This window comes from Flavobacterium faecale (assembly GCF_003076455.1).
Classification (GTDB): Bacteria; Bacteroidota; Bacteroidia; order Flavobacteriales; family Flavobacteriaceae; genus Flavobacterium; species Flavobacterium faecale.
Map to the genome: position 1 here is coordinate 303986 of NZ_CP020918.1, position 24190 is coordinate 328175.

General features: G+C 35.6%; 20 protein-coding genes and 2 tRNA genes. 10 read left to right on the forward strand and 12 right to left on the reverse strand.

The annotated features are described in order from the left end of the window. The first annotated feature begins 200 nt into the window (after nt 1–200). The 3 genes from FFWV33_RS01405 (at nt 201) to fabD (ending at nt 3693) form a co-directional block, all read left to right on the forward strand. Complete coding sequence (locus tag FFWV33_RS01405) at nt 201–1343, forward strand: hypothetical protein (protein WP_108739242.1); 1143 nt, start codon at nt 201–203, stop codon at nt 1341–1343. Nucleotides 1344–1972: 629 nt separating this feature from the next. Further along, the gene (locus tag FFWV33_RS01415; protein ID WP_108739244.1) at nt 1973–2689 is read left to right on the forward strand and encodes a pirin family protein; all 717 of its coding nucleotides are present in this window, start codon (nt 1973–1975) and stop codon (nt 2687–2689) included. 131 nt (nt 2690–2820) lie between these two features. Continuing rightward, on the forward strand, nt 2821–3693 hold the full coding sequence (gene fabD, locus FFWV33_RS01420; protein WP_108742419.1) for an ACP S-malonyltransferase: 873 nt from the start codon (nt 2821–2823) through the stop codon (nt 3691–3693). 78 nt (nt 3694–3771) lie between these two features. Here fabD and FFWV33_RS01425 read toward each other — a convergent pair whose 3' ends face one another. From FFWV33_RS01425 to FFWV33_RS01435, 3 genes are all read right to left on the reverse strand, one after another. Next, nucleotides 3772–4098 (reverse strand): hypothetical protein, encoded by a 327-nt coding sequence (locus FFWV33_RS01425; RefSeq protein ID WP_108739245.1) that lies wholly within the window; start codon nt 4096–4098, stop codon nt 3772–3774. After that, entirely contained in the window at nt 4083–4277 is a 195-nt protein-coding gene (locus FFWV33_RS01430; RefSeq protein WP_108739246.1) for a hypothetical protein, read from the reverse strand. The genes FFWV33_RS01425 and FFWV33_RS01430 overlap by 16 nt, the downstream gene beginning before the upstream one ends. Before the next feature lie 152 nt (nt 4278–4429). After that, nucleotides 4430–5563 carry a DegT/DnrJ/EryC1/StrS family aminotransferase gene (locus tag FFWV33_RS01435; protein WP_108739247.1) on the reverse strand — a complete coding sequence of 378 codons (1134 nt, stop codon included), beginning with the start codon at nt 5561–5563 and terminating at the stop codon, nt 4430–4432. Between the two features lie 150 nt (nt 5564–5713). Between FFWV33_RS01435 and FFWV33_RS01440 the strand changes: the two genes are divergently transcribed. Both FFWV33_RS01440 and FFWV33_RS01445 read left to right on the forward strand, forming a co-directional pair. Continuing rightward, nucleotides 5714–6943 (forward strand): 3-deoxy-D-manno-octulosonic acid transferase, encoded by a 1230-nt coding sequence (locus FFWV33_RS01440; protein ID WP_108739248.1) that lies wholly within the window; start codon nt 5714–5716, stop codon nt 6941–6943. 284 nt (nt 6944–7227) lie between these two features. Then, nucleotides 7228–7428: a hypothetical protein gene (locus FFWV33_RS01445; RefSeq protein ID WP_108739249.1), complete on the forward strand. Its 201-nt coding sequence runs from the start codon at nt 7228–7230 to the stop codon at nt 7426–7428. A 270-nt stretch (nt 7429–7698) separates the two neighbouring features. On the opposite strand, the gene FFWV33_RS01450 is transcribed toward FFWV33_RS01445, so the two are convergent. The 4 genes from FFWV33_RS01450 to mutS form a co-directional block, all read right to left on the reverse strand. Beyond that, nucleotides 7699–8055: a DUF1508 domain-containing protein gene (locus FFWV33_RS01450; protein WP_108739250.1), complete on the reverse strand. Its 357-nt coding sequence runs from the start codon at nt 8053–8055 to the stop codon at nt 7699–7701. 115 nt (nt 8056–8170) lie between these two features. Then, nucleotides 8171–8256 (reverse strand) — tRNA-Leu (locus tag FFWV33_RS01455). Between the two features lie 114 nt (nt 8257–8370). After that, a tRNA-Gly gene (locus tag FFWV33_RS01460) sits at nt 8371–8443 on the reverse strand. Nucleotides 8444–8588: 145 nt separating this feature from the next. Then, nucleotides 8589–11195 (reverse strand): DNA mismatch repair protein MutS, encoded by a 2607-nt coding sequence (gene mutS / locus FFWV33_RS01465; RefSeq protein WP_170111532.1) that lies wholly within the window; start codon nt 11193–11195, stop codon nt 8589–8591. Between the two features lie 165 nt (nt 11196–11360). Here mutS and FFWV33_RS01470 point away from each other — a divergent pair, with 165 nt between their 5' ends. Then, complete coding sequence (locus tag FFWV33_RS01470) at nt 11361–11816, forward strand: DUF1573 domain-containing protein (protein WP_108739251.1); 456 nt, start codon at nt 11361–11363, stop codon at nt 11814–11816. A gap of 137 nt (nt 11817–11953) precedes the next feature. Continuing rightward, a complete protein-coding gene (locus FFWV33_RS01475) occupies nt 11954–12490 on the forward strand; it encodes an RNA methyltransferase (RefSeq protein WP_108739252.1) in 537 nt (178 codons plus the stop codon). 41 nt (nt 12491–12531) lie between these two features. Here the strand turns inward: FFWV33_RS01475 and folK are convergent, their stop codons facing one another. Further along, nucleotides 12532–13041: a 2-amino-4-hydroxy-6-hydroxymethyldihydropteridine diphosphokinase gene (gene folK, locus FFWV33_RS01480; protein ID WP_108739253.1), complete on the reverse strand. Its 510-nt coding sequence runs from the start codon at nt 13039–13041 to the stop codon at nt 12532–12534. Nucleotides 13042–13173: 132 nt separating this feature from the next. Here folK and sppA point away from each other — a divergent pair, with 132 nt between their 5' ends. Then, nucleotides 13174–14934: a signal peptide peptidase SppA gene (gene sppA, locus FFWV33_RS01485; protein ID WP_108739254.1), complete on the forward strand. Its 1761-nt coding sequence runs from the start codon at nt 13174–13176 to the stop codon at nt 14932–14934. A gap of 128 nt (nt 14935–15062) precedes the next feature. After that, nucleotides 15063–17696, forward strand: a complete 2634-nt coding sequence (locus FFWV33_RS01490) for an AsmA-like C-terminal region-containing protein (protein ID WP_108739255.1) — start codon at nt 15063–15065, stop codon at nt 17694–17696. A gap of 437 nt (nt 17697–18133) precedes the next feature. On the opposite strand, the gene FFWV33_RS01495 is transcribed toward FFWV33_RS01490, so the two are convergent. Then, on the reverse strand, nt 18134–18928 hold the full coding sequence (locus FFWV33_RS01495; protein ID WP_108739256.1) for a DUF2797 domain-containing protein: 795 nt from the start codon (nt 18926–18928) through the stop codon (nt 18134–18136). 132 nt (nt 18929–19060) lie between these two features. Here FFWV33_RS01495 and FFWV33_RS01500 point away from each other — a divergent pair, with 132 nt between their 5' ends. Continuing rightward, entirely contained in the window at nt 19061–20587 is a 1527-nt protein-coding gene (locus tag FFWV33_RS01500) for a GH3 auxin-responsive promoter family protein (protein WP_108742421.1), read from the forward strand. Between the two features lie 187 nt (nt 20588–20774). Here FFWV33_RS01500 and serB read toward each other — a convergent pair whose 3' ends face one another. The 3 genes from serB to clpP all read right to left on the reverse strand — a co-directional run bounded on the left by serB (nt 20775) and on the right by clpP (nt 24156). Next, nucleotides 20775–22013: a phosphoserine phosphatase SerB gene (serB, locus tag FFWV33_RS01505; protein WP_108739257.1), complete on the reverse strand. Its 1239-nt coding sequence runs from the start codon at nt 22011–22013 to the stop codon at nt 20775–20777. Nucleotides 22014–22177: 164 nt separating this feature from the next. Then, the gene (gene clpX, locus FFWV33_RS01510; RefSeq protein ID WP_108739258.1) at nt 22178–23410 is read right to left on the reverse strand and encodes an ATP-dependent Clp protease ATP-binding subunit ClpX; all 1233 of its coding nucleotides are present in this window, start codon (nt 23408–23410) and stop codon (nt 22178–22180) included. A 71-nt stretch (nt 23411–23481) separates the two neighbouring features. Further along, nucleotides 23482–24156 (reverse strand): ATP-dependent Clp endopeptidase proteolytic subunit ClpP, encoded by a 675-nt coding sequence (gene clpP / locus FFWV33_RS01515; protein ID WP_108739259.1) that lies wholly within the window; start codon nt 24154–24156, stop codon nt 23482–23484. Between the last annotated feature and the right edge of the window lie 34 nt (nt 24157–24190).

Genomic DNA, 24190 nt, shown 5'->3' on the forward strand with positions numbered 1-24190 from the left:
AGGACAATAAGACCTTTGATTCAATTACTAAATTGTAAATATAGCGTATGCTAAAAGAGTTGAATAATAAAACCATGAATTCTTCAAGTGATTGAAAGGTTTGTGGTTTATTTATTATTAATTTGCAATACATTTCGACCAAATATCAAGTAGTATGCTAGATGATTCGGCTGCGATTAAAATCCTTTAGCTCAAATAATATGTCAAACCGAACAATTAAAATCACAGTATTGTTACTAGTAGCTTTATTTGCTATTTCTTGTAAGAAAGAAATCGTCAAAGATGTTCCTAAACCACCTAAAGATAGCATAACTGTAGCAGAAACTATACAAGAACCAGAACAAGAGGAAGAAGAAATTGTTGGAGAAAAAATACAATTACCTGACGGGAATCGAGATTTTTTAAAAAAACTCATTTACGACGAAATTGGTTATGAAAAATATTCAAATCTACAGGTTACCAAATCACCCTACCAAGTTACATTTGATAACGATGGCGATTCGTATACTTTATCCTTTTCGATTATTAAAATATTTGATTTCAATAAAGACGGAATTATGGATTATGTGATCAACAGGAATTCAGAAGGAATGCTGGGCGGTAGCGCCAATTCCAATCAAGAATATTTATATTATATCATGAAAGATGAAACTAATTACTCAGAGTGTCATTCCATTTTGGGTTACGCACCATTTTCATACAATATAATTGACAAAGCTATATTTGTAAATAACAAATTTAAAATTGACATTACACAAAACTTTAGATCTTATGATGCAGATAATTTAGAATCTGCTTCGTTATCTTTTGTATACAAAAACGGTAACGTCTATGAGGAAACTTACTTGTCAGATTGTAAATTGGCGAAATTAAAATCTAAGACCATTTTTAAAGATATTCCTGAGATTGAAAAACGTGTCAGAAGTATAGAAATGCACAATTACACCGAGACCATAGAAGAAACCTTTAAAAATGGAGACACTATCATTACTGCAAATCTAGAAGGTTGCGATAATTTGAGTTTGACTTTTGAAAAGAAATACAACATTTCTAAAAATCAAATTATTACTGCCGAATTCAAAAAAAATGCTGGAATACAATTTTTGAAATTTCTAAGCAAGAGTACACAATTTCTAAAAGAAGCAACAATAGCAGAGAGATATTACAGTCAAAAACCGGTAACCGATAAATTTATAGAAACGATAAAAGGATATTCTTTCAGAATTTTAATCGAAAGAGATAGCCAATACAAAAATGAAATACGTTTATTGTTTCAAATAACTGTACTTGATAATCCAAATCAATTAGAGAATTGGGGTGTTACTACTCGCCAAAAAAATTGAAAACTAGGCTACTCTATAACTTCTAAAAAAGAATTAGTATCTTAAAATAATTTTAAAAATAGCACTGATAAAAGATCTGACACAATTTGAAATTAAAGAAATAGCCGAGCAAATGGATTGTGGTATGCGATGTTATCATAATATCAAAACAAACAAACTCTTGTTTTTTCCTGCTGATTTGGAGTTAGATGATGATTATGCCATAGAATTTTTTGAAGATGTATTAAACGAGCTAGAAAAAACCCTAACGATTATCACGAAATTGAAAAGCCCCAAAGTCGTGAATCCTTTAGAATCATTGAAGAATTTGCAAACACTGCTCAAATCGATGAAAAGTTTAGAATTAAATTGCAAACGGCCTTAGAACGTGAAAAACCATTTTCGAATTTTAAAACCTGTATCGATAATTCGGACTACAGAGATGATTGGTTTAGTTTTAAGAGCATTTGGTTGCAAAAATGGGTAAAACGTCAGATAGAAATTTATTCTAAAGAATAGATTAGCAGTTAATAATAACCAAAATATTTATGCAATTTAAACAGTCCTACTCTTTTCTTAACCTACATTAAGTGACAAACCCTTCCTCCTGTCGTAAATTTGTATAACAATAATCACTAAATTATAAAGTTATGGCAACTACAGTTTTACACACAGCAGATACAAGAGGAAACGCTAACCACGGATGGCTAAATGCTTATCATAGCTTTAGTTTTGGAAATTATTACAATGCAGACAGAAACCAATTTGGTGTTCTTCGTGTTTTGAATGATGATACTATTGCAGCAGGAATGGGTTTTGGAACACATCCGCACAAAAACATGGAGATTATTACGATTCCGTTTGAAGGCGATTTGGCACACAAAGATAGCATGGGAACCAGTTCTACCATCAAAAGCGGAGACGTTCAAGTTATGAGCGCAGGATCTGGAATTCAACACTCTGAATTTAACCCCAATGCTGACCAACAAACAAAGTTGTTCCAGATTTGGTTATTCCCAAATAAACAAGAGGTAACGCCACGTTACCAACAAATCACACTAGATCAATCGAAACAGAAAAATAATTTTGCTCAAATACTTTCTCCAAATGCAGATGACGAAGGCGTTTGGATCCATCAAGATGCCTGGTTTTTCATGGCCGATTTTGATGCTGATTATAGTAAAAAGTATGAAATTAAAAAAGGTGGAAACGGAGTTTACCTCATTGTAATCTCTGGGAGCATAACTGTTGAGGGAAAAGAATTAAATACCAAAGACGCTATTGGAATTACTGATTTTGAAACTTTGGAAATAAAAGCACAAACGGCAGCACGATTTTTAATCATGGATATCCCAATGAAAATGTAAGTAGTTTAAGTAACCCCTGAATGGTTTAAAACCCTTCGAGGGTTAAAATGTTGGTGCTCCTAAAAAAAATACTATTTTTGCAACCAGTTTTTAGTTCGCAACTTAAAACTTCAAACATTAAAAAAAAATTTATGAAAGCATACGTTTTTCCTGGACAAGGAGCACAATATACCGGAATGGGTAAAGATCTATACGACAACTCACCGCTTGCTAAAGAATTATTCGAACAAGCAAATGAAATACTAGGCTTCCGTATCACAGACATCATGTTTACAGGTACGGCAGAAGAACTAAAAGAAACCAAAGTTACCCAACCAGCCGTTTTCTTGCACTCGGTTATCCTTGCAAAAACACTAGAAGATTTTAATCCAGAAATGGTAGCTGGACATTCATTGGGAGAATTTTCTGCCTTGGTAGCGAATGGAACTTTGTCTTTTGAAGATGGCCTAAAACTAGTTTCCCAAAGAGCATTAGCGATGCAAAAAGCCTGCGAAATCACGCCTTCTACTATGGCTGCAGTTTTGGCTTTGGCAGATAATGTAGTCGAAGAGGTTTGTGCTTCTATTGATGGTGTTGTGGTTGCTGCAAACTACAACTGTCCCGGTCAATTGGTAATCTCAGGAGAATTTAAAGCAGTTGAAGCGGCTTGTGTAGCCATGAAAGAAGCAGGTGCAAAACGTGCATTGTTATTACCTGTAGGTGGTGCGTTCCACTCGCCTATGATGGAGCCCGCACGTGAAGAGTTGGCCGCTGCTATTGAGGCAACAACTTTTTCTACTCCAACTTGTCCTGTATATCAAAATGTAACGGCTTCAGCTGTCTCTGATGCTGATGAAATAAAGAAAAACTTAATCATTCAATTGACTGCTCCTGTAAAATGGACACAATCTGTGCAACAAATGATCGCCGATGGTGCAACTTTGTTTACCGAAGTAGGTCCAGGAAAAGTATTAACTGGATTGATTGGAAAAATTAATAAGGAAGCAGTTACTGCAAACGCATAATTAATTCTTCAGCAACCCGTTGAATATCTTGCAATAAAAATCCTCAAGAACAAAAACTGTTGTTGAGGATTTTATTTTTTAAAGCTCTTTTGCTTCTATGCAATGGTTATTTATTATTCCGGTAATCAAATAATTATTCTCTTTTTTTTCGAAAAAGATAAACCAAGTGGTTCTTGCATTTGATTTATAAAAAACATAATTCGAACCTAAATTACTAAGCTTTTTTGGCGTTATTCTCGACGTACTCAGCCGAATATGTCGTGGTACCGCATCGTAAATTTTGGACACATACTCTTCAGCTGTTTCTACAAACCCGAAATATTCCTTTTTGTATAAAATTTGGACTAAATCATCTAGCAGACCAATCACTTTTGGTGTGAAAATTACTTTTATTTCCCCCACCATTCCCTAATTCTCTTTAAAGCTTCAGCCTTTGCCTCCTCTGGAGTATATCCTTTGGAAAACTCAGCGTCAAAATTAAAGTCTTCTTGATCTGCCAAAGCAATTTTCGATTGAGAACCAGTGTAGGCAACAGTCGGTTCTTTTACCTCTAAAGACTGTTTTTTGTTTTTTTCTGTACTCATAGCTATTGAATGATTTTTTTGTAATTATATAAAGATGCTATACACTTCATTTAAAACGCATTAAAAAGCAAATTTACAAAATATTTGAACACAAAAAATCCCAAAACACAGGCACTGTACTTTGGGATAATTTTACATTTAGTTTGAAATTTTTACTTGTTCAAGAATTCCAATACACTGTTTGTTATAAATTCAATTTGATCGTCTTCCAATTCGGTATGCATTGGCAACGAAAGCACTTCTTTCACCAACTGATTAGTAACCGGAAAATCTTCTTCTTTGTAACGAACATCTACGTATGCTTTTTGCAAATGCAATGGAATCGGATAGTAAATCGCACATGGAATTCCTTTATCCAGCAAGTGTTGCATTAGTCCATTTCGATCTGCATCGACAATTCGTAACGTGTATTGGTGGAATACATGACAATCGCAAATATCACAAATAGTAGGTGCAATAATATTTTTATGACCTTCAAGCGCTGTTGAATATTTCATTGCTGCCGTTTGTCTCGCCTTATTATAGGTATCCAACAAAGGTAATTTTGCATTCAAGACCGCAGCTTGAATACTATCCAAACGAGAATTTACGCCCACAACATCATGGTGGTAACGTTCATACATTCCGTGATTTACAATTCCACGTATCGTATGTGCCAAAGCATCATCATTGGTAAAAATTGCTCCACCATCACCATAACAACCTAAGTTTTTGGACGGAAAAAATGAAGTCGCTCCAACGTGACCGATAGTTCCAGCCTTCTTTTTTGTACCATCCAAAAATTTACAGTTAGCTCCAATGGCTTGTGCATTATCCTCAATTACAAATAAATTGTGCTCCTTGGCCAAAGCCATAATTGCTTCCATATTAGCAGCACGGCCAAACAAATGTACTGGAACAATCGCTTTTGTTTTTGGTGTTATCGCGGCTTTAATTCTTTCGATCGAAATATTCATGTTGTACAAGTCAACATCAACCAAAACGGGTGTCAACTGCAATAAGGCAATCACCTCAACAGTAGCTGCAAAAGTAAAATCGGCAGTAATAACCTCATCACCAGGTTGCAAACCCAATCCCATCATGGCAATTTGCAAAGCATCGGTACCATTGGCACATGGAATAACGTGTTTTACATCCAAATAATCTTCTAGCCCTTTTTGAAACTGATGAACCTGTGGTCCATTAATATAAGTATTGGTATTCAAAACTTCTTGAATCGAAGCATTAACAGTATCTGCAATCTTATCGTATTGACTTTTTAGGTCAACCATTTGAATTTTCTTCATTGAAACGTAATTTATAGTTAGAAAGTTCGAAGTTGCTACATCCGCAAAAACGCACTACTTTCTTTAAAGGATAACAAAAATAGGGATTATTGATTTCAAACCAATGCAATTAAACTAAAGAAAACGTATTTTAGCCCAAAAAAATATCGAATGCATTTTCTCTACAATCTTATTATTGGTATCGCCTCCTATTTATTAAAAATTATAGCATTGTTTAGTCCGAAAATGCAATTATTCGTTTCTGGTCGAAAAACAGTTTTCGAGACACTTTCGAAAAAAATAGCTCCAAACGATAAAACAATTTGGATTCACGCCGCATCATTAGGCGAATACGAGCAAGGGCTACCTATAATCGAAAAATTAAAAGAAAAACACCCTACACATAAAATCATCATTTCGTTTTTTTCACCCTCAGGCTATGAGGTCCGAAAAAATAATACTATCGCAGATGCCACCGTATATTTACCTTTAGACAGCGAATCAAACGCTAAAAAGTTTATAGCACTCGCCCACCCAGAGATGGTTTTCTTTATCAAATATGAATTTTGGATTAACTACTTAGCAGAACTAAAAAAACAAAACATACCCACCTACCTTATTTCAGGTATTTTTAGAGAAAAACAGTTGTTTTTTAAATGGTACGGAGGTTTTTATCGAAAAGCACTAAGCACCTTTACGTACTTCTTTTTACAAAATGAAAGTTCGAAAACATTAATCGAAAATCTGGGATTAAAAAATGTTGTGGTTTCAGGCGATACTCGTTTTGACCGTGTAGCAGCTATTTTAGAGAAAGACAATCAAATTGATTTTATATCGAAATTCAAAAACAAAACCACAACGGTTGTCATCGGAAGCTCTTGGCCAAAGGATGAAGAATTACTGGTGCAGTATCTTAACGAGACCAATCAACAAGTTAAATTCATAATCGCTCCTCATAATATAAAGAGCGAACAAATTCAGCAGCTCCAAAGCAGTCTAAGCAAAAGAACAGTTCTATATTCACAAATGAAAGGTAAAAACCTTGAAGACTACGACGTATTCATTATTGATACGATCGGAATTCTAACCAAAATCTATAGCTACGCAGATATTGCGTACGTAGGCGGCGGATTTGGACAGCCTGGTGTTCACAACATTCTAGAACCAGCCACTTTTGGAGTCCCTATTGTTATCGGAACAAACTTTTCGCATTTTGCAGAGGCAACAGCATTAGTAGCATTGGAAGGATGTTTTTCAATTTCAAACGCATCCACTCTAAAAACGGTAATAGACAAACTGATTACAGATGTTAACATAAGAGAACAAACGGGAGCAATTTGCAGTCAGTTCATTAAAGAAAACACCGGTGCAACCGCTACCATTATGACCAAAATAGGGTAATAAATAAGCACCACCTATTCAAAGCTAGTTAATTTTGGATTTTTAGGCTCTAAAAAGTAGCGTTTACAAGTACAATTGTAATACAAAACAAACAAAAATACTAGCAGTTATCCTATTGACAATTATATTTTAATAGCTCAATATTAGCTACTTATCCATAAAAATAAGGGGTTAAATTAAAAATTCAATAAATTTTACAAAAAATAATTAAAAAAATATTCTACATATCAATTATTTTATATCTTTGCTCCGAATTAATAATTAACCTTTTATATTAAAGTAAGATGAAAAAAGTATTTTTAAGTTTAGCTGTAGTTGCTGTTTTGACTGTTGTATCTTGTAAAAAAGCTGACGCTGCTGCTGAAGAAGTTGTAGCTGTTGACACAACTGCTGTAACTGTTGACACTGTATCTGTTGATACTGCTGCTGTAGCTGCTGACACAACTGTTACAACTACTGAAGTTGAAACTCCTGCTGCTCACTAATCAAGAATTTATTCTAGAAAAATCAAAGCCATCTTTCAGATGGCTTTTTTTTGTTTTATATCGAAACAAGAAAAACATAGAACTAAAAAAAGGAACCCAAGAGACCAACTCCCGACTTCCTTTCGTTTCTATTCTTTATATCACCTACATATTACTTCATCTGTTTGTGCTTTCAGACTCGGGTCAATACAACCCTATTGCATTGTAGTATTTTCACACTACATCAACATTGGGACCCAAATATAAATTCATTTGGCATTATTTTAAAGTTTAACCCTCCCAGTCATCAAATAATACCTCTGAAGCTGCAAAGTCCAAAATCTCTGCCCTAGCTCCATATTTTACAATTTCATCAATTCCCTTTTGCGCCATAAGCACAGTGCTGTATTTTCGACTTACTGCAACCAAAACATCATCTAGTACCACTTTGAAATAAAACTTCCCTTTTGCGGTCTTATATTTCAAAAACGAGCAACTATCAAACTTTGCGCGCAAGAGTTCAGCTTCAGCTTCGCAATCCATACGCAATTCATAAGCATTACTGGTAAAAATAGGCTTACCCTTTCTTGAAGTGTATTCAAACTTATAATCCCCACTAAAACGCTTACTAATCACAAAAGACCCCATACTTAAACTACATTTTTTTTAGAAAATTAAAAATACAATCTTTATAACCAAATACATCAAAAAGATCGGCTTAGTTATAAACAAAAAAAAAGCCTCTTCAAAAGAAGAGGCTTTGTACTCAGAGCGGGACTTGAACCCGCACGAACATTGCTGTTCACTGGATTTTAAGTCCAGCGTGTCTACCAATTTCACCATCCGAGCGTTTGGTATTAATGGTTTTAATTTTCGAAAAAATTAATTGAAGCTTACCATTGTAGCTTTATATTTTTCAAAGATACTATTTTAATTGATATCTTTTTGAGCTTTTACGCTTTGAGCGAAAAACGGGGCTCGAACCCGCGACCTCGACCTTGGCAAGGTCGCGCTCTACCAACTGAGCTATTTTCGCATTTTCAATTCTTAAAAAGAACCGCGATACTTGTTCTGTATTGCGGATGCAAATTTAAGACTTTTATTGAGTTAAACAAGGGGTTTTGCAATATATTTTAAAATTATTTTTTAACCCCTTGATAACGTTTATTTTAAATATTGAATTATTTTCGAACCAACATCCTTTTCAGCTCATTTAGCTTCATTAACGCTTCAACGGGCGTAACCGTGTTAATATCCAAACTCAAAATTTCTTCTTTGATTTCCTCCAATAATGGGTCATCAAGGTTAAAAAAACTCATTTGCATCTCGTCTTTCTCTGCTTTTATTCCGTTTAGAGCGTCACTACTATGATCTTTCTCCAATTTCTTCAAGAGTTTTTGCGCCTTTTGAATCACAATCTGCGGCATTCCTGCCATTTTAGCTACATGAATTCCGAAACTGTGCGCACTTCCCCCCTTGACTAACTTTCGAATAAATAAAACCGAATCTTTTAATTCTTTTACAGAGACGTTATAATTTTGGATACGTGGTAATAGCTCATTCATTTCGTTCAGCTCGTGGTAATGCGTAGCAAACAAAGTCTTAGGCTTAGCCGGATGCTCGTGTAGATACTCCGCAATTGCCCATGCAATCGAGATTCCGTCATAAGTACTCGTTCCACGACCAATTTCGTCCAACAGTACAAGACTTCGATCAGAAAGGTTATTCAAAATAGAAGCTGTTTCATTCATTTCAACCATAAAAGTTGATTCTCCCATTGAGATATTATCACTCGCTCCTACCCTAGTAAAGATTTTATCAACGATTCCCATTCGAACTGCATCTGCAGGAACAAAACTTCCCATCTGAGCCAATAGCACAATCAAAGCCGTTTGCCTCAAGATAGCCGACTTACCCGACATGTTTGGCCCTGTAATCATGATCAGTTGCTGTGTTTCTCTATCCAAGAAAACATCATTGGCAATATAAGGCGTACCCAACGGCAATTGTTTTTCGATAACAGGATGGCGACCATTTTTTATATCCAATTCAAAAGTTTCATCCAATTGCGGACATACATATTGATTTTCGATTGCCAATTGTGTAAACGAACACAAACAATCCAACTGCGCAACTAAATTGGCGTTCAATTGCACTGGTTTTATATAGGTAGTAATCCAAGCCACCAATTGCTCAAACAGATCAGATTCAATTTTTTGAATTTTTTCTTCGGCACCTAATATCTTAGTTTCGTATTCCTTTAATTCTTCGGTGATGTAGCGCTCGGCATTTACAAGAGTTTGTTTTCTAATCCATTCTGTTGGCACTTTATCTTTGTGGGTATTTCGAACTTCGATATAATAACCAAACACATTATTGAAAGAAATTTTCAACGATGTTATCCCAGTACGTTCTGATTCTCGCGCTTCTATTCCAGCCAAATATTCTTTACCCGAAGTAGATATTGCTCTAAGCTCATCCAACTCTAGGTTCACCCCCGTTGCAATAGCATTTCCTTTCGAAATAGCCACAGGAGCCTCTTGATTCAAGGTCGTTTTAATTTTTTCGCGAAGCAATTCGCAACTATGAAAACTATCACCAATTACTTTTACCGCTTCTTGAGTACTTTGCAAAGCCAACGTTTTCATTGGAATAATGGCGTCTAAGGATTCTTTTAAATAAATCACTTCTCGAGGCGATACTTTGCCAGCAGCGATTTTAGAAATCAAACGTTCTAAATCTGATATTTGCTTAATTTGATATTGCATTTTCTGCAAGACCTCTTGACTTTCTTTCAAATAAGTCACCACTTGGTGACGGTTTTTAATTTTGTTCGCATCCTTCAAAGGCAAGGCCAGCCAACGCTTGAGCAATCGACCACCCATAGGCGAAAGTGTTCTGTCAATTACATCCAATAAGGTCACTGCATTGGGATTGTAGCTGTGGTAAAGTTCTAAATTTCGAATAGTAAAACGGTCCATCCACACATACGCATCTTCTGCAATACGTTGGATTGATGTGATGTGCTGCACGCGATTGTGTTGCGTTTCAGACAAATAATACAAGATTGCGCCAGATGCGATAATACCTTCCTTCAAATCTTCGATACCAAATCCTTTTAAAGATATAGTTTGAAAATGTTTGGTTAGGGTTTCAAAAGCATAATCCTCTTTGTAGAGCCAATCTTCTAGAAAAAAACAATGAAAATCATTACCAAACTGTTCTTTAAAATCATTTTTACTAGCTTTTGGCACCAATATTTCTGACGGGCTAAAATTTTGCAGCAATTTATCTATGTATTCCGTATTTCCTTGAGCGGTAAGAAACTCACCCGTTGAAACATCTAGAAATGAAACTCCGATACTCTTGCTTGTAAAGTAAACAGATGCCAAGAAGTTATTGGACTTAGAATTCAATACCTCATCATTCATGGATACACCAGGAGTCACTAACTCCGTCACACCACGTTTCACGATTGTTTTGGTCATTTTGGGATCTTCGAGTTGATCGCAAATAGCAACACGCAAACCTGCCTTCACCAATTTTGGCAGATAGGTATTAATAGAATGATGCGGAAAACCTGCCAAAGCAGTTTCAGTTGGTGACCCAGCACCACGCTTGGTTAAAGTTATTCCTAAAATTTTTGAAGCACGAACGGCATCCTCACCGAAAGTTTCATAAAAATCGCCCACTCTAAACAACAAACAAGCATCAGGATACTTCCTTTTGATTTCGTTGTACTGCTTCATTAACGGGGTTTCTTTTACTTCTTTTTCTTTTGCTGCCAAAATATTTATGTTTGATTTATGATTCACTGAAACTAGAAGCGAATTTATAGTTTTTAAAGCGAAAATGTAAATACTTGAAAAATAATCTTCATTTTTAAGGAAATTTTGTGGCATTGGCATGATATTTTCTTTAGTTTTGTTATACGAACTTAAAAATCTAACAAAATGAAAAAAATAGTTTTAATTGCCGTACTAGCGGTATTCGGAATCTCATCTTCTAATGCGCAAGAAACTTCAAAAAAAATGAGAGCATCTGCTAAAACTGCAGTAGCAAAAGTTGCTAATGTTAATGGAGCTGGTCTAGTTTTTGAAAATGAAACTATCGATTACGGAACAATTGCTCACAATGCAGACGGTAACCGTCAATTTGTATTTACAAATAACGGAAACAAGCCATTAATTATAACAAACACACAAGGATCTTGTGGATGTACAGTACCTACTACTCCAAAAGAGCCAATTTTGCCTGGTGCAAAAGGTGTGATTGGTGTAAAATATGCTACTGATAGAGTTGGACCTTTTACAAAAACAGTAACAGTAACCTCTAACGCTGAAGGACAAGCAACAAAAACACTTACTATTAAAGGAACAGTATTAGCTGATAACGAAAAAAAGAGCTAATTTTGCCCCACAATTTATAAAAGCTTCCAAATTGGAAGCTTTTTTTTTACCCTTTTACCAAGGCCGCAGTAGATAAGCAGGTTAGTAATAAAACCAAAAAAGGTTAATTTGCGGTAGCTAATTAAACAAAAAAAACAATGAGAAAGCTCGAAAACAGTGAACTAGAACGCAAATCAATTGAAGATTTTAAAAAATCTGAAAAAACACCCATTATCTTGGTTTTGGATGATATTCGTAGTTTGCACAACATAGGATCTGTTTTTAGAACTGCCGATGCTTTTTTGATCGAAAAAATTTATTTGTGTGGAATCACCGCTACACCACCCAACAAAGAAATGCATAAAACCGCTCTTGGCGCTACCGAAACTGTAGCTTGGGAACATCATGAAAATGTTTTGGATGTAATTTCGAATTTAAAAAAAGAAAACGTTTTGACTCTTGCTATAGAACAAGTAGAAAGCGCTACTTTTTTGCAAGATTTTAAAGTAAGTGCCAATCAAAAATACGCATTAGTTTTTGGGAACGAAGTTTTTGGCGTTTCTCAAGATGCAGTACAACTTTGTGACGGTTGTATCGAAATTCCACAACTGGGAACTAAACATTCATTAAACATTTCAGTAAGTGCTGGAATTGTGGTTTGGGATTTATTTCAAAAACTAAACTGGCCGCAATAAATCGGTATTATTTTCTACTGAAATTTCGATAAAAAAATTTTCTATAAAAAAGCTAGCGCTTGAACAACGACACATTCACTCTGATCTGAACAATTTTCGAGTAAAACAGGAATTGATTGTTTCAAGATAGGATGCTCCCAGTCTAAATTTAAATCAGTTAATGGCAATAAAACAAACTTTCGTTCTTGCATCAAAGGATGCGGAAGTTGAAGTTGCTCGCTATCTACCACTTCATTACCAAACAAGATTAAATCAATATCAATAATTCGAGATTGATAACCTAATTGCTCGCTACGGGTACGCCCCATTTCTTGTTCAATTGCCAAAGCTAGTTCCAAGGTTTCAATAGGCGTTTTATTCGATACCAACTCCAAGGCACAATTAAAAAAAGGATCACTCTCAAAACCCCAAGATGGCGTTTGATAGATTTTTGAAACTTGCGTTACCATGCCAATCTTTTCTTTAATCAATTGAATACACTGCACTATATTCTCTAGCTTATCCCCTTGATTTGTTCCAATTGACAGCACTATTTTCTTTCCTTCCTTCATTTTATTCTATTCTATTTCCGATTTAACCCCAAATTAACTAAAACATTTTTAGAAATAGGAATATATTTGTATAAACTAAATCGAACATAGCATAACTTTGTGCAGATCGATTCTTTTTAAAACGAAATAAATATGAGATTTTTAGGAAATGTATTAGCTACCATAGTAGGTATTTTTGTTTTTTGTCTATTATTCCTAATTGGTATAGGCGTGATCGCTGCTGCAGTAGGTGGCGGGTCTGAGGTGGCTACCGTAGACAACAATTCTGTTATTGAATTGAATTTGCAAGACGTATCTCTTGATTATGCCGGGAAATTCAAAGATCCTTGGATGAGTAAATTTTCTGCAGGAGATGGAATTGGCTTGACCGATATCATAAATGCGATCACTGTGGCTAAAACAGATGACAATATAAAAGGTATTTCAATTTTAAACAATAGTTCTGCTCTGGGAATGGCACAAACCAAAGAGCTACGTGATGCATTAGAAGATTTTAAAAAATCAGGAAAATTCATCATGGCCTATGCCAATACCTATTCACAAAAAGAATATTACCTAAACTCTGTGGCCAACACCATTTATTTAAATCCTGTTGGAGACATGGACTTTAAAGGACTTTCGTCTGAGATCATGTTCTACAAAGATTTGCAAGAGAAAACCGGAATCAAAATGGAAGTCATTCGACACGGAAAATATAAAAGTGCCGTAGAACCCTTTTTGGAAAATAAAATGAGTGATGCTAATCGGGAACAAGTTACTGCTTTACTACAATCTATTTGGAGTGCAACCTTGACAGATATTGCCATTAGCAGAAAACTATCGGTGGCAAAACTAAATGATATTGCCAATAATTTGGCCGCTAGAACACCTGAATTGGCAAAGCAAGAAAAATTAATAGACATTATAGGTTATGAAGATGAATATCACTCTGCTATTAAAAAAGCATTAAAAGTTGCAGAAAAAGAGGACTACAAAAAGATCTCGATAAGTGACTATACTTCTAAACTCTTGACGGAATCTGAGCTAACCGAAGCCGACGACCAAATTGCAGTCATATATGCGCAAGGCGAAATCCAATCTGGCGAGGGTGATGTGAATACTATTGGAGAAATATCGATGAATCGTTCGTTACAAGATGCAAGAAAAGACAAAAACATTAAAGCAATTGTACTACGCATCAACAGTCCAGGTGGAAATGCATTGACCTCTGATTTAATTTGGAGAGAAATTGAATTGACCAAAAAAGTAAAACCTGTAGTAGTGTCTATGGGGAATTATGCTGCTTCGGGCGGGTATTACATTGCGTGTAATGCGAATCAGATTTTTGCTGAGAAAAATACCATCACGGGTTCTATTGGTGTTTTTGGGATTTTGCCCAACTTTAGCCAATTAACTGCTAAAATCGGAATCAATATCGAACAGGTAAAAACAAATGAAAACGCTTCAGAATACAGTCCTTTTGTGCCAATTGATGAAAAATTCAAAGCGGTTACACTGGAAGGCGTTGAACACATTTACAAAACCTTTGTTACACATGTAGCCCAAGGACGAAAAATGACATTTGCACAAGTAGACTCGATTGCGCAAGGGCGCGTATGGACTGGAAACGAAGCCCTAAAAATAGGACTGGTTGATAAAATTGGAAACTTAAACGACGCTATCAAAGCTGCTGCAGCCATGGCAAAAACTAAAGAATATTCGACTAAGAATTTTCCGGAATTTAATAAAAGTTTTGAAGATATGTTGAGCCAACTCCCATTTGTGAAATCAAAATCTGATTTTATAAAAGAAGAAATAGGAATTGAGAACTACAAAATAATCCAGCAAGTAAGAAAATTGCAGGCCCGCAAAGGAATTCAAGTGATCATGCCTTATGAATTTGACATTAATTAAGCACAAAATACTACTATTGAAAAAGGTATTGATAATTGTATAAAACCAACAGTTACTCAAAGTCGTATATTTCAAAAACTGTTAGGCAACATTTTTGATGCTTATCGAATATTAAAAACAATTACAATATGGTTAAGAAAATCGCACTAATAATTGGAGGACTCCTTCTCTTGGTAATCGGAAGTTTATTTGCAATTCCTTATTTTTTTAAAGATCAAATTAAAGCAAAAATTGCTTTAGCTATAAATGAAAAAGTTGATGCAAACGTAAGTTTCAAAGATGCTGATTTAAGTTTATTCAAAAGTTTCCCAAATGCCACAGTGACTTTGGACTCTTTGGTAATCATCAATAAGGCACCTTTTGCGGGTGACACCTTGGTCGCTTTGGGTGAACTAAATTTAAAGATGTCTGTCAAAGAACTTTTCAAAGAAAACAATGAGGCAATAAGTATTCAAGGAATTACCAGCAAAAACGGATTGATCAATATCATCTTCAACAAAGATGGATTAGGGAATTATGATATTGCCTTGAAAGACGACAAACCTGCTACAGACAAAGCGAGTGATCCATTGAATTTATCGATTCAGGAATATAAGATTGAGAACTTTCAATTTCGCTACACCGACCAAGGCTCAAAAATAAAAATGGTTATTAATAGTTTAAATCATGAAGGAACAGGTGATTTTGCAGCATCAAAATTAGATTTAAAAACCAAATCTACTGCAAAAGTTTCATTAGATATGGACAAGGTCAACTATATGAAAAATGTAGCCCTTACGTTGGATGCAGTTTTAGGAATCGATTTGGAACAAAGCAAATACACCTTTAAAGAAAACAAAGCTTTAATCAACCAATTGCCATTGGAATTTGACGGTTTTATTCAAATGGTTGAAGCCGGTCAAGTATATGATTTAAAATTTAAAACCCCAACCTCTTCCTTTAAAAATTTCTTAGGATTAATTCCGGTGGCCTACGCATCAAGTCTTGACAATGTAAAAACCACGGGAGATTTCAGCGTAGTGGGATTTGCAAAAGGAACGCTTACCGAAACAACGGTACCAAAATTCAATATCGAAATCGCATCCAACAATGCTTCTTTTCAATATCCAGACTTACCAAAATCAGTACAACACATAGTTATTGATACTAAAATTATTAATGAAACCGGAATTTTGAACGACACCTATGTCAACCTAGACAAGTTATCGTTTCAAATTGATAAAGACGTATTTAATGCCAAAGCCAACATCAAAAACGTAACACAAAATGCATTGGTAGATGCAATGTTGAAAGGAACTATTAATCTTGGAAACCTATCAAAAGCCTATCCTATTAAATTGGACACACCCTTATCTGGGATTTTAAAAGCAGATGTGGAAACTAAATTTGATATGGAATCTGTGACTAAAAGTGACTACGCAAAAATATACAATGCAGGAACTATGAGCCTTTCTGGGTTTAAATACACGGATGAAAACGGCAAAGGAATGAATATTAGTACTGCCATGGTTCAATTTAATCCTAGTCAAGTAAATTTGAAACAATTTAATGCAACAACCGGAAAAAGTGATATTGCTGTAACTGGAATATTGGACAATTTCTATGGTTTTATATTTAAAAATCAAGAATTGAAGGGGAATTTCAGTCTAACTTCTAACCAATTGGCAGTAAGTGATTTTATGACTACCGAAGAGCCTGCAAAAACAAGCACTGAAGCCGCTAAACCTGCTGATGCCATGAAGATTCCTGCTTTTTTAAATTGTACGCTTAGCGCAAAAGCCAATACGGTTTTGTATGACAATCTAACCCTGAAAGATGTTTCGGGTAAACTTATCGTAAAAGATGAGAAAGTTACCATGGAAAACGTGAAAACATCCATTTTTGGTGGAAGTATTGGTTTGAATGGATCAGTATCTACTAAAGGAAAAACACCTGTATTTGATATGAATCTAGGTCTAAACCAAGTAGATATTGCACAATCGTTCACGCAACTGGACATGCTGAAAAAGATTGCTCCAATTGCCGGAATCATCAATGGAAAATTAAACTCAACCATCAAATTAAACGGAAATTTAACCAAAGACATGAGTCCTGACCTTACAACCTTAACGGGTGATTTATTGGGTCAGTTGCTTTCAACTACGGTGAATTCAAGTAATTCGACATTATTGACTGCGCTTACATCAAACATTAATTTTTTGGATTTAAGTAAAATCAATTTCAATGATTTAAAAGCAGCGGTAACATTTAAAGACGGAAAAATAAATGTTCGACCTTTTGACATTAAGTACAAAGACATCAAGGCTACCATTGGCGGTACACATGGATTTGACCAAACGATGAATTACAATTTAAAGTTTGATGTACCAGCCAAATATTTAGGTTCAGATGCGAATGCATTAATCGCAAAATTAACTCCTGCAGATGCTGCCAAGTTAGAAAACATTCCGATTAACGCTTTGATGACCGGAAATTTTTCGAATCCTAAAATATCGACCGACCTTAAAACGGCGGTTACCAATCTGACTAATCAATTGGTGCAACAACAGAAAGCAGCTTTGATTAGCAAGGGAACATCAAAATTAACCGACCTGATCAATAAAAATAAAAAACCGGGAGACACTACCAAAACGGTTATCCCAACCACTAAAGCTGAGGTGCAAGAACAAGCAAAAGTAGAAGTTAAAAAACAAGCTACAAACTTACTAAAAGGCTTTTTGAATAAAAAGAAACCTGCCGAAGAGCCAAAAGCTGCCGAATAAAAATACAAAAGCCGTTTTAAGATTAAAATCTTGAAACGGCTTTTTTTTTAGATTGGGTGTGAACTGAACAGCTTGGTTACTTCTTCATTTTTAGTACGACTTGCTATTGCGGGCACGGATTGCATGTCTGAGGTAGCTGTTTTTTTTCACCATAAAAGTCATATAAGTTTTGCCTTTATGATAAACTGAATATTGAGCACTGCTGTAAATTAAAGACCATATAAGTTTTTTTTTGCTAAGTAAAAAAGCGCTACAATCTTGTCATACTGGGAGTGTCTCACGTGAAAATTTATTAAACCATCATTATATTTAGTACAATCTCGCGTGAGGGATAGAAATGGAAAGCCCGCAAACAAGTGTAGCGATAGCGAAACTTGTTGAGGACTTGCAATGTATAGCCCGACCCGCTTTTTCTGCGGGTCACGCCCAAATAAAACTTACACTTTCAACTGCACCACATACCCCTCAGAACCTCGGACATTAAAAACGGTATTGTCTTCAAAAATTAGATATTGGCCTTTGATTCCGGTTAGTTTTCCTTGAAAAGTGGGTGTTTTGTCTAGGCTTAAACTTTTTACTTTGGTAGGATATTGCAAAACAGGATACTCCATTTGGTATAAATCATTTTTATCTAGAACGAAATACTCGCGTGCTTCGGCTGGAATAAGCGCCTCAAGTTTCATGCGTTCTGCGATTAAATCTGCTGCTGGGACGTCATTGGTTAACATTTTGCGCCAATTGGTTTTGTCGGCATAATGATTTTTTAGGGCTACCTCGGTGATTCCGGCCAGGTAGCGGTTGGGAACTTCGATAATAGAGATGGCTTCGTTAGCGCCTTGGTCGATCCATCGTGTGGGCACTTGGGTTTTGCGCGTTACCCCGACTTTTACCTCACTTGATAAGGCTAAATATACGATATGCGGTTGCAACTGCACCTTTTGTTCGTAATCCAAATCACGATCAGCTACGCCAAGGTGAGCGGTACTTAGTTCGGGACGCATGATCCAATCGCCCACAGCGGCACTCGAGTAAAAACAGTCGTAACAGAATCCTTGACGAAAGATTTTCTTTTTTTTACCACAATTCAAACATTGATAGCCCACAAAACTAATTTCGATCTCTTGATTCAGGATTTGGTTCATATTTAAAAAACTATCCTCAAAAACCAAATAGTACTGAATAGGATTTCCGAATTCTGTTTGCATTTTGGTAAGTACGCCTTCGTATGTCATAACACTATAGGATTTTTAAAATTTAGGATTTTATATATAATAATTTTAGTATTTTTGATACCGCTGTAAAATTAGCATTTGTTGACCGATATTCAAATCCTAATTCAAAAATCCTTAAATTACAATCAAAAAATGCCGCTAACCATCATCAATTCATTTGCTTCTTGGGTTTTAAAACAACGCATTCATCAAATTGAGCTTTTCTTGAAGTATCCTAATGAGGTTCAGGAAGAGTTACTTATGGACTTGATCCAGTCAGCACGCTATACTGAAGTTGGCAGAAAATATGGATTTGACTCTATCTTGTCTTACAAAACATTTTGTGATCGCGTCCCTGTGTGTACATACGAAGAGATTCAGCCCATGATTGAGCGCACACGTAATGGGGAACAAAATTTATTTTGGAATACCCATATCAAATGGTTTGCAAAATCAAGCGGTACAACCAATGCCAAAAGCAAATTTATACCCGTAAGCAATGAAGCGCTAGATGGTTGCCATTACAACGGTAGTAAAGATTTGTTGTGTATGTACTTGAACAACAACGAAAACTCAGAGATGTTTTTGGGCAAAAGTTTGCGCCTGGGTGGTAGCTCACAAATTTATGAGAATAACAACAGCTTCTTTGGGGATTTATCGGCGATTTTGATCGAAAACATGCCTATTTGGGCCGAATTCAGTAGTACGCCAAATAGCAAAATTTCGTTAATGAGCCATTGGGAAACAAAAATTGCTGCCATCATTAACGAAACCAAAAATGAAAATGTGACTAGTTTTGCTGGTGTACCTTCTTGGATGTTGGTTTTAATGAATAGAATGCTCGAAGAAACCGGCAAAGGAAATCTATTTGAGATCTGGCCGAACCTGGAAGTTTATTTTCATGGCGGTGTAAGTTTTGAGCCTTACCGTGAACAATACAAAAATATTCTTCCGAAAAACGATTTTAAATATTACGAAATATACAATGCCTCTGAAGGTTTTTTTGCCATTCAGGATTTAAATTATTCTGACGAATTATTACTGATGTTGGATTATGGTATTTTTTATGAATTTATACCAATGGATGTCTTTGGCACCGAAAACCAAAAAGCCATTCGATTGGTGGATGTCGAATTGAACAAAAATTATGCAATTGTAATTACCACCAATTCTGGTTTGTGGCGTTATCTGATTGGCGACACCATTCGTTTTACCTCTTTGAGTCCGTTTAGGATTAAAGTAACGGGGCGTACAAAGCACCATATTAACGTCTTTGGCGAAGAATTGATGATCGAAAATACAGACAAAGCCCTAGCCCAAGCCTGTAAAGCAATGCAGTGTGAAATGATCGATTATACGGTTGCACCCGTTTTCATGAAAGACAGAGAAAAAGGAGCACATGAGTGGATGATTGAGTTTAAAACGCCTCCTCAGGACTTGGAACGCTTTAGAACTATTTTGGACGAAAGCCTGCAAAACATCAATTCTGACTACGAGGCCAAACGTCACAATAATATGACTTTGAATCCACTAACAATTAATGTAGCTCGCAAGAATTTATTTTATGATTGGCTCAAAGACCGTGACAAACTAGGAGGTCAACATAAAATTCCGCGTTTGTCAAATAGTCGTGATTATTTGGAGCAATTAATAAACATGCAAGTTAAAGCTACTGTATAAAAATAGTACTTAATGATTTTTGATTTCTTTAAATTGATTTTTGACCTTTGACTTTTGACCTTTGATTTTTGACCTTTGATTCTTGATTTTTGATTTTTGAAAATCCCTCAAATTTGTATTTCATCAAAAAAAAAAAAAACGGTAGCACAATAAAGCACTACCGTTTGAATATATTTAGTTATAAATATTAGATCTCATCCATCATATCAATGTGTCTATCGTGGTATCCTAATAAGTATAGCACACCATCTAATCCTAGACTAGAGATAGACGTCTCAGCACTTTCTTTTACTGTTGGTTTGGCATGAAACGCAATTCCTAATCCCGCAAGATTGATCATTGGTAAATCATTGGCTCCATCACCTACTGCAATCGTTTGATTGATATGTATTCCTTCTTTCTCTGCAATCTCCTTCAAGTATTGTGCTTTCTTTTTACCGTCTACAATTTCGCCTAGATAGTTACCCGTAAGTTTTCCGTCTTTAATTTCTAATTGGTTGGCGTGAACGTAATCAATTCCTAATTCTTTTTGCAGGTATTCGCCAAAGTAGGTAAATCCACCAGATAAGATTGCTGTTTTGTAACCATAATATTTAAGCGCTTTCATCAAACGATGTGCACCTTTTGTGATAGGCAAATTGATTGCTACATTGCGCAAAACATCTTCGCTAAGTCCTTCTAGCAAGGCCATTCGCTTTTTAAAACTTTCGTTAAAATCGATTTCACCATTCATAGCCGATTCAGTAATGGCGCGTACTTGCTCACCTACTCCGTTTAAATCTGCCAATTCGTCAATAACTTCTGTTTGAATCAAAGTTGAATCCATATCAAAGCAAACCAAACGTCTGTTTCTTCTATAAATCGTATCTTCTTGAAAAGAAATATCGACATCCAAAGCTCTAGAAGTCTCCATGAAACTAGCCGTCATTGCTTTTTTGTTGACAATATCTCCCGACACAGACAACTGCACGCAAGAGCGAGGATATTCTTCAATATCAATAACCGATGTTCTTCCGGTTAATCTTTTGATCGAATCAATATTCAAATGTTGATCAGACATGATTTTGGTCACCGCTGCGATTTGTTTGGCCGCCAATTTTTCACCAAGAATATTAATGATGTAGCGTTGCTTGGACTGGGTTTTTACCCAACTCTCATAATCACTGATCGAAATCGGAATGAATTTTACTTTGATTCCGAGTTCATATCCTTTGAACAACAAGTCTTTCAACACGGGAGCCGAACAAGAGCCTGCTTTTATTTCGAATAAAATCCCCAAGGATAAAGTATCATGAATATCTGCTTGCCCTATATCTAAAATAATTGCATCATAAGTAGCCAAAACTGATGTTAACCCTGCGGTAACCCCTGGTTTGTCTTGACCTGAAACTTTTAATAAAATAATCTCCTTATCTTCTATTGCCATTTTATTTATCTATTGATTACGTTTGAACAAAAATCGGTAATCTAATGTTTATAAAAAAGGATAATCACCGATATTTTAAGAACAAAACAAATACATATTGTTGGAAAACAAAAAAACCTGCTCCAATGAAGGAGCAGGTTTTTTTATAGTTTTTATATTAATCGTTAAGAAGCGATCTCTAAACGTTTCAATAAATTTTTATTCAACGTCTCTTGAGCATAGTCTTTGTCAATTTCTAACACCTTGTTTTCAGAACTTGGAAGTTCGTACATGGCATCTGTCAAAATTGCTTCACAAAGAGAACGCAATCCACGAGCTCCTAATTTATATTCTAATGCTTTGTCAACAATAAAATCTAATGCTTCGTCTGTGATTGAAAATTCAACCTCATCCATCATGAATAACTTTTGATACTGCTTGATCAATGCGTTTTTTGGCTGTGTCAAGATGGATCTTAAAGTCGCTCTGTCCAAAGGATCCATATGTGTAAGCACTGGTAAACGACCAATGATTTCTGGAATCAATCCAAAATCTTTGATATCTTTTGGAATGATGTATTGCAATAAATTGTCTTTGTCGATATTGTCTTCATTTTTTGAAGTCGAATATCCTACTGCTTGACGGTTCAAACGTTTCGAAATAATTCTTTCGATTCCGTCAAAAGCACCACCAGCGATAAACAAGATATCTTGTGTGTTTACCTCAACAAATTTTTGGTCTGGGTGTTTACGCCCACCTTTTGGAGGTACGTTTACTACTGTTCCTTCCAATAATTTAAGCAAAGCTTGTTGCACACCTTCACCAGAAACGTCACGAGTAATAGACGGGTTATCACTTTTACGAGCAATTTTATCAATTTCGTCAATAAAAACGATTCCGCGTTCGGCTTTGGCAACGTCATAATCTGCTGCTTGAAGTAAACGTGTCAAAATACTCTCTACATCTTCTCCAACATAACCAGCTTCTGTCAATACGGTAGCATCTACGATTGCCAAAGGAACATCTAACATTTTTGCGATAGTTTTGGCTACCAATGTTTTTCCTGTTCCTGTTTGTCCCACCATGATGATGTTACTTTTTTCGATCTCTACCTCATCGTCTTGTTGCTGTTGCATCAAACGTTTGTAATGGTTATAGACTGCTACAGACATTACTTTTTTGGTTTGATCTTGCCCGATAACATATTGATCTAGAAAAGCTCTAATTTCTTTTGGCTTTTGCAAAATTAAATCTCCTACAGTATTCGCTCCTTTTCCAGATTTAATCTCCTCTAGCACTATGCCATGCGCTTGCTCGATACATTTGTCACATATGTGCGCATCGATACCTGCAATAAGCAAATTGGTTTCAGGCTTTTTTCGTCCACAAAATGAACATTCTAATTTTTCTTTTGCCATTCTTTTATAGTTTTCAGTCTCGGTTTACAGTCACAGTATTGAACACTGTGACTGTAAACTGCAAACTGATTTTATCCTCTTCTCAATACTTCGTCAATCATTCCGTATTCTTTTGCTTCGTCAGCAATCATCCAGTAATCACGCTCGCTATCAGTATGTACTTTATCAAAAGTTTGACCTGAATGGTGAGAGATAATTTTGTATAATTCATCTTTCAACTTCAACATTTCGCGTAAGTTGATTTCCATGTCTGTAGCCACACCTTGTGCTCCTCCAGATGGTTGGTGAATCATTACTCTTGAATGTGGTAAAGCCGAACGTTTTCCTTCTGCTCCTGCACATAAAAGTACTGCTCCCATAGAAGCCGCCATACCTGTACAAATAGTAGCAACGTCTGGTTTGATGTACTGCATCGTGTCATAAATACCTAATCCTGCATATACGCTTCCTCCTGGAGAGTTCAAGTAAATTTGGATATCCTTAGAAGCATCTGCGCTTTCTAAAAACAATAGTTGTGCTTGTACGATGTTCGCAATTTGATCATCAATACCTGTTCCTAGAAAAATAATTCTGTCCATCATTAATCTAGAAAAAACATCTAGTTGTGAGATATTCAATTGACGTTCTTCAATAATATAAGGAGTCATATTGGTAGGATTCATAGCAGCAATGATTTTATCATAATACATTGCGTTGACTCCTTGGTGCTTTGTAGCAAATTTTTTAAATTCTTTACCGTAGTTCATATTTTTTTATTTCAGGTTTAACTTTAAGTCTTCA

Coding starts and splice junctions, on each gene's coding strand:
- FFWV33_RS01435 (WP_108739247.1), bottom strand. CDS start 5,563: ATGAAGAAAATTCAAATGGTTGACCTAAAAAGTCAATACGATAAGATT.
- folK (WP_108739253.1), bottom strand. CDS start 13,041: ATGAAGGAAGGAAAGAAAATAGTGCTGTCAATTGGAACAAATCAAGGG.
- FFWV33_RS01440 (WP_108739248.1), top strand. CDS start 5,714: ATGCATTTTCTCTACAATCTTATTATTGGTATCGCCTCCTATTTATTA.
- FFWV33_RS01490 (WP_108739255.1), top strand. CDS start 15,063: ATGGTTAAGAAAATCGCACTAATAATTGGAGGACTCCTTCTCTTGGTA.
- serB (WP_108739257.1), bottom strand. CDS start 22,013: ATGGCAATAGAAGATAAGGAGATTATTTTATTAAAAGTTTCAGGTCAA.
- FFWV33_RS01445 (WP_108739249.1), top strand. CDS start 7,228: ATGAAAAAAGTATTTTTAAGTTTAGCTGTAGTTGCTGTTTTGACTGTT.
- FFWV33_RS01425 (WP_108739245.1), bottom strand. CDS start 4,098: ATGGTGGGGGAAATAAAAGTAATTTTCACACCAAAAGTGATTGGTCTG.
- fabD (WP_108742419.1), top strand. CDS start 2,821: ATGAAAGCATACGTTTTTCCTGGACAAGGAGCACAATATACCGGAATG.
- FFWV33_RS01475 (WP_108739252.1), top strand. CDS start 11,954: ATGAGAAAGCTCGAAAACAGTGAACTAGAACGCAAATCAATTGAAGAT.
- sppA (WP_108739254.1), top strand. CDS start 13,174: ATGAGATTTTTAGGAAATGTATTAGCTACCATAGTAGGTATTTTTGTT.
- FFWV33_RS01470 (WP_108739251.1), top strand. CDS start 11,361: ATGAAAAAAATAGTTTTAATTGCCGTACTAGCGGTATTCGGAATCTCA.
- clpX (WP_108739258.1), bottom strand. CDS start 23,410: ATGGCAAAAGAAAAATTAGAATGTTCATTTTGTGGACGAAAAAAGCCT.
- FFWV33_RS01415 (WP_108739244.1), top strand. CDS start 1,973: ATGGCAACTACAGTTTTACACACAGCAGATACAAGAGGAAACGCTAAC.
- clpP (WP_108739259.1), bottom strand. CDS start 24,156: ATGAACTACGGTAAAGAATTTAAAAAATTTGCTACAAAGCACCAAGGA.
- FFWV33_RS01430 (WP_108739246.1), bottom strand. CDS start 4,277: ATGAGTACAGAAAAAAACAAAAAACAGTCTTTAGAGGTAAAAGAACCG.
- FFWV33_RS01500 (WP_108742421.1), top strand. CDS start 19,061: ATGCCGCTAACCATCATCAATTCATTTGCTTCTTGGGTTTTAAAACAA.
- FFWV33_RS01450 (WP_108739250.1), bottom strand. CDS start 8,055: ATGGGGTCTTTTGTGATTAGTAAGCGTTTTAGTGGGGATTATAAGTTT.
- FFWV33_RS01405 (WP_108739242.1), top strand. CDS start 201: ATGTCAAACCGAACAATTAAAATCACAGTATTGTTACTAGTAGCTTTA.
- FFWV33_RS01495 (WP_108739256.1), bottom strand. CDS start 18,928: ATGACATACGAAGGCGTACTTACCAAAATGCAAACAGAATTCGGAAAT.